Source organism: Halovulum dunhuangense (assembly GCF_013093415.1).
GTDB lineage: Bacteria > Pseudomonadota > Alphaproteobacteria > Rhodobacterales > Rhodobacteraceae > Halovulum > Halovulum dunhuangense.
The window spans coordinates 1-663 of sequence record NZ_JABFBC010000026.1 but is presented as its reverse complement, the minus strand read 5'-3'; the positions used below and the strand labels follow the sequence as shown (position 1 = coordinate 663).

Below are 663 nucleotides of genomic sequence, written 5' to 3'. Positions count from 1 at the left end.
ATGGAAACGATCATCCCATTGCTTGCCGGTCTCGCGCTGCTGGTCGTCGGCGGCGAGTTTCTCGTCCGCGGGGCTGTCCAGGTGGCAACGAGACTTGGTGTCTCTCCGCTGGTCATCGGCCTGACGCTGGTCGGGTTCGGGACATCCACCCCCGAACTCGTGACGTCGGTGCAGGCCGCCCTGACGAACGCGCCCGGCATCGCCTATGGCAACATCGTCGGGTCGAACATCGCCAACATCCTGCTGATCGCCGGTGTCGCCGCGATCATCAGCCCCATGACCATCGCCTCGATCGCGCTGCGGCGGGACGGGATGGTGATGCTTGGTGTCGCGGTCCTGTTCGGCGCGATAGCGCTTGTCATGCCGATGGGCAGACTGATCGGCAGCGCGTTCGTGGCCATGCTGATCGTCTATGTCTACCTTGCGTTCCGGCAGGAACGGAACGCGTCGCAGGTCGACCATGGTGCCGTCTTCGACAAGGGCCTCGCGCTGCAGGAAGCGGACCCCGCCCTCGTTCCGCCTGCAACGCCCGAGCGGCCGCTTGCCGTATCGGCCCTCATCGCCCTTGGCGGGCTGGTCCTGGTCGTTCTCGGCGGCCGCCTTCTGGTTGGCGGGGCGGTGTCGCTGGCGACCCAGTTCGGGATTTCGGAAACGGTGATCGGG

General features: G+C 66.2%; 1 protein-coding gene. It reads left to right on the top strand.

Annotation, left to right across the window (positions count from 1 at the left end; translation table 11 throughout):
- Positions 1–663 (top strand): sodium:calcium antiporter (locus tag HMH01_RS17740; protein ID WP_171327129.1); only part of this gene is annotated, 663 nt, incomplete at both ends.